This window comes from Candidatus Streptomyces philanthi (assembly GCF_059553635.1).
In genome coordinates this window covers 1-6,455 of record NZ_JCANQV010000307.1, presented here as the reverse complement: position 1 = coordinate 6,455, position 6,455 = coordinate 1, and the positions used below count along the sequence as shown (strand labels likewise).

The following is a 6,455-nucleotide window of genomic DNA, read 5'->3' as shown; positions in this document are numbered from 1 at the left end:
GGTGTCGAGGCCGGGCCGTCCGATGTCGGCGCGCAGCGCCTTCAGTTCGCGGCGGCGGCCGGTGAACGGCGGGGGCGGCGTGCGCAGTACGGGCAGGGGGTGGCCGGGGCGGCTCCCCGGTACCCGTGCGCCGTTCCTCTCCGTGGCGGGACGCCCCGCCGCCTGCGGCGGGAGGTGCCCCCCGCCGACCGCCTGTTCCGTCACGGGCCGCTCCCGTCCGCCTGCGCCTGGGGGCCCGCCGCGGTCGCGGAACGGGCACCCGCCCGAGGGTAGTTCACGACCTGTCACACCTCCCGCCGAGCCGCTCCGGCCGCGTCACCCGACCGGCGCGGGGGTTGCTCCGGGCGGCGCCGGTTCAGCCCTCGAACGGGCGGGCGGGCCAGGGCGCGTCGGCCGGGCGCAGGGCGTCCGGTCCCTTGCCCCGGCGGGCGGCGCCGAGGGCGAGGACGCCCACGGCCAGGCAGGTGTTGTGGAGTTCGCCGTCGAGCACCCCGCGCACCAGCTCCTCGTGCGGCACCCGCGCCAGTTCCATGTCGGCCTCCTCGGCGTGGGGCGTGTAGCGGTCGCCCTCGGCATCGGCGAGGTCGCGGGCGAGGAAGATCCGTACGGCCTCGTCGCTGCCGCCGGGCGAGGTGTAGACGTCGGTGAGCACCCGCCAGTCCCCCGCCGTGACGTGGGCCTCCTCGTACAGCTCGCGCCGGGCGGCGTGCAGCGGGTTCTCGCCGGGGACGTCGAGCAGTCCGGCGGGGATCTCCCACAGCCGGTGGCGTACGGGGTGGCGGTACTGGCGCAGTACCAGCACCCGGTCCTCGTCGTCGAGGGCGAGCACCGCCACCGAGCCCGGGTGGACCTGGTAGTCGCGGGTGGCCTCCGAGCCGTCGGGCATGACGACCCGGTCGGTGCGCACGCCGGTCTTGCCGCCGGTGAACGGTGTGGAGGTCGCGGTGACCGTCCACTCCTCCGGGGTGTCCTCGATGGCCATGCGCGTCCTCCTGTGTTCCTGTGCCGAGACGAAACCGGGGCACGGACCGGTGTGGGTCCGTGCCCCGGCAACGGTATCCGGCGCGGAAGGGGCTACTTCACGGCGCCCGTCCTGCGTGCGACGGCCGCCTTGACCAGGCCCGCGAAGAGCGGGTGCGGGCGGGTCGGGCGGGAGCGCAGCTCCGGGTGGGCCTGGGTGGCGACCAGGTAGGGGTGGACGTCGCGCGGGTACTCGACGTACTCGACGAGCTTGTTGTCCGGGGAGGTGCCGGAGAAGACCAGGCCGGCCTTCTTCTCCAGCTCACCGCGGTAGGCGTTGTTGACCTCGTAGCGGTGGCGGTGGCGCTCCTCGACGTAGGGCTGGTCGTCGTAGGTCTCGCGGACGATGGAGCCCTCGGCGAGCTTGGCCGGGTACATGCCCAGGCGCATGGTGCCGCCCATGTCGCCCTCGCCGGCGACGATGTCCATCTGCTCGGCCATGGTGGAGATGACCGGGTCGGCGGCGGCCGGGTCGAACTCGGTGGAGTTGGCGCCCTTGATGCCGGCGAGGTTGCGGGCCGCCTCGATGACCACGCACTGGAGGCCCAGGCAGAGGCCGAGCAGCGGGAGGCGGTTCTCGCGGGCGTAGGTGATCGCGCCGACCTTGCCGTCGACGCCGCGGTCACCGAAGCCGCCGGGGACGCAGACGGCGTCGCAGTCGCCGAGCTGTTCGGCGGCGCCGGCCGGGGTGGTGCAGTCGTCGGAGGTGACCCACTTGACCTTGACGCGGGCCTTGTTCGCGAAGCCGCCGGCGCGCAGCGCCTCGGTGACCGAGAGGTAGGCGTCGGGCAGGTCGATGTACTTGCCGACCAGGGCGACGGTGACCTCGTGGTCGGGGTTGTGGACACGCTCCAGCAGGTCCTCCCACTGGGTCCAGTTCACGTCGCGGAAGGGCAGGTCGAGCTTGCGGACGACGTAGGCGTCCAGGCCCTCGGCGTGCAGCACCTTGGGGATGTCGTAGATGGAGGGGGCGTCGATGGCGGCGACCACGGCGGCCTCGTCGACGTCGCACATCAGCGAGATCTTGCGCTTGATCGCGGTGGGGACCTCGCGGTCGGCGCGCAGCACGATCGCGTCGGGCTGGATGCCGATGTTGCGCAGCGCGGCGACGGAGTGCTGGGTCGGCTTGGTCTTCAGCTCGCCGGACGGGCCGATGTAGGGCAGCAGCGAGATGTGCACGACGAAGACGTTGTCGCGGCCGACCTCGTGGCGGACCTGGCGGACGGTCTCCAGGAACGGCAGCGACTCGATGTCGCCGACGGTGCCGCCGACCTCGGTGATCACGACGTCGACGTCGTCGGTCGCCATGCGGCGGATGCGGTGCTTGATCTCGTTGGTGATGTGCGGGATGACCTGCACGGTGTCACCGAGGTACTCGCCGCGCCGCTCCTTGGCGATCACGGTGGAGTAGACCTGGCCGGTGGTGACGTTGGCGCTGCCGTCGAGGTCGACGTCGAGGAAGCGCTCGTAGTGACCGATGTCCAGGTCGGTCTCGGCGCCGTCGTTGGTGACGAACACCTCGCCGTGCTGGAACGGGTTCATCGTTCCCGGGTCGACGTTCAGGTACGGGTCGAGCTTCTGCATCGTGACCCGCAGGCCCCGTGCCTTGAGCAGCGCGCCGAGGCTGGAGGCGGTGAGCCCTTTGCCGAGCGAGGAGGCGACGCCCCCGGTGACGAAGATGTGCTTGGTCGTCGTACCTGCGTTCGTGCGAGAAGCAGTGGGCGGCATGGCCAAGAGGGAACTCCCGTGGTCGCGAAGTGCGGAGGTGCGTGACGGCGCCGGTCCCGGCTGTACGGGGGTGCCGTCTGAGCGGTTCGGGGGTGCCGTGTCATGTGCTGGTCCCACCGGTCCACGGGGTACCAGGCTATCAGCGACCGGAGACGGCCGCTGTCCGGCCACACGCTCGGTCGTACACCCGATCGGCGTACGTGGCACAGGCCACCCGTTCGGACCAGGGCACTTCCTCGCGGACGTCGCGCGGATCACATCCCTGCGTCGTATCCTGCTCGGACACTCGCGACGAGCCGTCCGGCTAAGGCACACCCCCGCCCGATTTCCGGTCCCGCAGCTCGGCGACGTTTCATGGGCAGGACGGACAGCACACACGTCCCAAGGGGGGCGTCACTCCAGTTCGACAGGAGAGGCACGTGGCCGGGCGCATCGAGGACTACGCACTCATCGGCGATATGCAGACCGCCGCTCTCGTGTGCAGGGACGGCACGGTCGACTGGCTGTGCCTGCCCCGTTTCGACTCGCCGGCGGTCTTCGCCGGGCTGCTGGGCACCGAGGAGCACGGGTTCTGGCGGATCGGCCCCGCCCATATCCCCGGCACCCGCCCGCAGCCCGCCGACCGCCGCCGCTACCGGGGCGACTCCCTCGTCCTGGAGTCCGAGTGGGACACCCCCCGCGGCACGGTACGCGTGACCGACTTCATGCCGCCGCGTGACGGCGCCCCCCAGCTGGTCCGCGTTGTGGAGGGCGTCAGCGGGCGCGTACCGCTGCGCTCGGAGCTGCGGATGCGGTTCTCCTACGGGTGGGTCGTGCCGTGGGTGCACAAGGTGGACGGCCGTACCGTCGCGGTCGCCGGCCCGGACTCGGTGTGGCTGGACACCGGCGCCGAGACGTACGGCGAGGAACTGACGACGTACTCCGACTTCACCGTCGCCCCCGGCGAACGGGTGGCGTTCACCATCAGCTGGCAGCCCTCGCACCACCCGCCGCCGCCGCTCGCCGACCCGGAGGGCTCGCTGGAGGCCACCGAGGAGTTCTGGCGCGACTGGGTCGACCACTGCACCTACCACGGCCCCTACCGCGACGCGGTGGTCCGCTCGCTGATCACGCTCAAGGCGCTGACGTACGCGCCGACCGGCGGGATCGTGGCCGCGCCCACCACCTCGCTGCCCGAGGACATCGGCGGCTCCCGCAACTGGGACTACCGCTTCACCTGGCTGCGGGACGCCGCGATCACCCTCTCCTCCCTGCTGCGCACCGGCTACCGCGAGGAGGCCCGCGCCTGGCGGGAGTGGCTGCTGCGGGCGGTCGCCGGCGACCCGGACAACCTCCAGATCATGTACGGCATCGCCGGCGAGCGGGAGCTGGGCGAGAACGAGCTGAGCTGGCTGCCCGGCTACGAGGGCTCCCGGCCGGTACGGGTCGGCAACGGCGCGGCGGGCCAGCTCCAGCTCGATGTGTACGGCGAGGTCATCGAGGCGCTGCACCTGGGCCACATGACGGGCCTGGCCCGCAACGACTACGCCTCGGTCCTCCAGTTGAAGCTGATCAACTGGGTGGAGAAGCACTGGATGGAGCCGGACGAGGGCATCTGGGAGGTGCGCGGCCCGCGCCGCCACTTCGTGCACTCCAAGGTCATGACCTGGGTCGCGGTGGACCGCACGATCAAGCTGATCGAGGCCGGTGACGTGGACGGCCCGCTGGAGCGCTGGCGGGAGCTGCGCGACACCATCCACCGCGATGTGTGCGAGAAGGGCTACGACAAGGAGCGCAACACCTTCACCCAGTCCTACGGCTCCCAGGAGCTGGACGCCTCGCTGCTGCTGATCCCGCAGATGGGCTTCCTGCCCCCCGACGACAAGCGCGTCATCGGCACCATCGAGGCGATCCAGCGGGAGCTGGGCACCGAGGACGGTTTCATCCTGCGCTACCCGACGTCCGGCGACAGGGCGGGGGTGGACGGTCTGGAGGGCGACGAGGGCGCGTTCCTCGCCTGCTCGTTCTGGCTCGCCGACGACCTGGCGATGATCGGCCGGGTCGAGGAGGCCCGCGAGCTGTTCGAGCGGCTGCTGTCGCTCCGCAACGACCTGGGGCTGCTGGCGGAGGAGTGGGACTCCCGCCGCCGGCGCCAGGTCGGCAACTTCCCGCAGGCGTTCAGCCATGTCCCCCTGATCGACACCGCCCTGCGGCTGACCGCCAGCGGGGCGTACGGGGGGTGACCCCACGGCATCCGCGCCACGCGCCCCGGACGGCACGACGTCCGGGGCGCTTTCGTGTCAGCCGACGGCGCCGTCAGAGGCGGCGGCCCCGTACGAACAGGGCGACGCAGGTGGCGCCGACGACGAAGCACAGCAGCATGCTGAGGGTGAGGACGATGAGCGTGGTGTCGCTGAGGCCCGGGATGTGCTGGGTGAGGGTCGAGTCGTGGGGGTTGCGGATCTCGGTGCCGGGGTGGGCCAGGATGTACAGGAGCATCCCGGCGATCGCGGCGGCGCACGCCCCGGCGCCGCCCAGGAGCCGGCCACCCGCCGTGCGCTGCCACTCCTCGCCGGTAAGGCGGGGCACGTCGGGGCAGCGGGCCAGGATCTCCCGGCACAGCTCCCCGTGCCGTTCGGTCAGCCCGTCCACCCGGACCCGGCCGCCGTCGGCGAAGCGGATCACACAGCGGTACCCGGAGCCCAGACGCCGCGTCAGCGCGTTGTCGGCGGTGCTGCCGCCGAAGGTGAGCGTGGCGATCTCGTCCCACCGCCGGGCCCGGACCGCGCCCTTGGCGCCGTGGACCAGGCCCCCCTCATGGGCCTCGATGTACTCCCCCTTGCCGCCGCGCAGGGCCCTGAGGGCCTGCGGGACGCCGATGAGCAGGGCGACCAGGGTCACCCCGAGCAGCATGCCGATCCCCTTGCGGCCCTTCGCGGACTCGCTCCCGTCGGTGCCGAGCAGGGCCCACAGGCCCGCCCAGCCGCTGAGGACGGCGGCGGCCAGGGCCCAGCCGGCGTTCCGCCACCGTGTGGCGTTGTCCGTCCAGTGCCTGCTGACCAGCGGGCCGAGATCCTCGGATGTGCCTGTCCCTTCGATCACCGGTGCAGTCAAGCACTCCGCCGTCGCGCCCTCAAGAGCCTTGCGCGGGAGGCTCTTTCCCGGGAGCTCCGGTCAGGCGCGGCCCCGGGCGCGCGGGGCCAGCGCGAGGACGACGACGGGCAGGACCAGGACGACGGTGGCGGCGTTGAGGCCGCCGTAGCCGATCAGGGCGACGAGACCGCCGGCGAGCGCGCCGCCGGCCGCGCCCGCCAGGTTCATCAGGGTGTCGGCCAGGCCCTGCACCTCGGAGCGGTGGGCGGCGTCGACGGACTCGGTGAGCAGGGTGGAACCGGCGACGGTCGCACAGGACCAGCCGAGGCCGAGCAGGAACAGGCCCGCGACGGTGGCGCCGGTCCGGCCGCCCGCGGTACCGGCGACCAGCGCGGCGCACCCGTAGACCGCCTGCCCGGCCAGGATCACCGGGACGCGTCCGGCGCGGTCGGCGAACCGGCCGACGAGCGGGGAGAGCGCGTACATCCCGGCGATGTGCAGGCTGATGGTGAACCCGACGACGCTCAGCGCGGCGCCGTGGTGGGCCAGGTGCACCGGCGTCATCGTCATCACGGACACCATCACGGCGTGGCCGAGGACGAGGGAGACCAGGCCGAGGAGGGCGCGCGGGGTGC

Annotated in this window: 6 protein-coding genes; 1 reads left to right on the top strand and 5 read right to left on the bottom strand. The window is 72.4% G+C overall.

All coding sequences use genetic code 11. The features are described from left to right. From AC51EU_RS25415 to pyrG, 3 genes are all read right to left on the bottom strand, one after another. Positions 1-204 (bottom strand): hypothetical protein (locus AC51EU_RS25415; protein ID WP_496269404.1); only part of this gene is annotated, 204 nt, incomplete at its 3' end. 151 nt (positions 205-355) lie between these two features. Continuing rightward, positions 356-982, bottom strand: coding sequence for an NUDIX domain-containing protein (locus tag AC51EU_RS25410; protein WP_496269403.1), 627 nt, complete (start codon positions 980-982; stop codon positions 356-358). A 92-nt stretch (positions 983-1,074) separates the two neighbouring features. Continuing rightward, the gene (pyrG, locus tag AC51EU_RS25405) at positions 1,075-2,748 is read right to left on the bottom strand and encodes a CTP synthase (protein WP_496269402.1); all 1,674 of its coding nucleotides are present in this window, start codon (positions 2,746-2,748) and stop codon (positions 1,075-1,077) included. Between the two features lie 419 nt (positions 2,749-3,167). Here pyrG and AC51EU_RS25400 point away from each other — a divergent pair, with 419 nt between their 5' ends. After that, a complete protein-coding gene (locus AC51EU_RS25400) occupies positions 3,168-4,970 on the top strand; it encodes a glycoside hydrolase family 15 protein (RefSeq protein WP_496269401.1) in 1,803 nt (600 codons plus the stop codon). 73 nt (positions 4,971-5,043) lie between these two features. On the opposite strand, the gene AC51EU_RS25395 is transcribed toward AC51EU_RS25400, so the two are convergent. After that, positions 5,044-5,829: a hypothetical protein gene (locus tag AC51EU_RS25395; protein WP_496269400.1), complete on the bottom strand. Its 786-nt coding sequence runs from the start codon at positions 5,827-5,829 to the stop codon at positions 5,044-5,046. Between the two features lie 72 nt (positions 5,830-5,901). After that, the coding region (locus tag AC51EU_RS25390; protein ID WP_496269399.1) for an MFS transporter at positions 5,902-6,455 on the bottom strand (554 nt) is incomplete at its 5' end.

What these genes read in the sequence shown, in the direction of transcription:
- AC51EU_RS25410 (WP_496269403.1), bottom strand. Translation starts at nt 982, where the DNA reads ATGGCCATCGAGGACACCCCGGAGGAGTGGACGGTCACCGCGACCTCC.
- pyrG (WP_496269402.1), bottom strand. Translation starts at nt 2,748, where the DNA reads ATGCCGCCCACTGCTTCTCGCACGAACGCAGGTACGACGACCAAGCAC.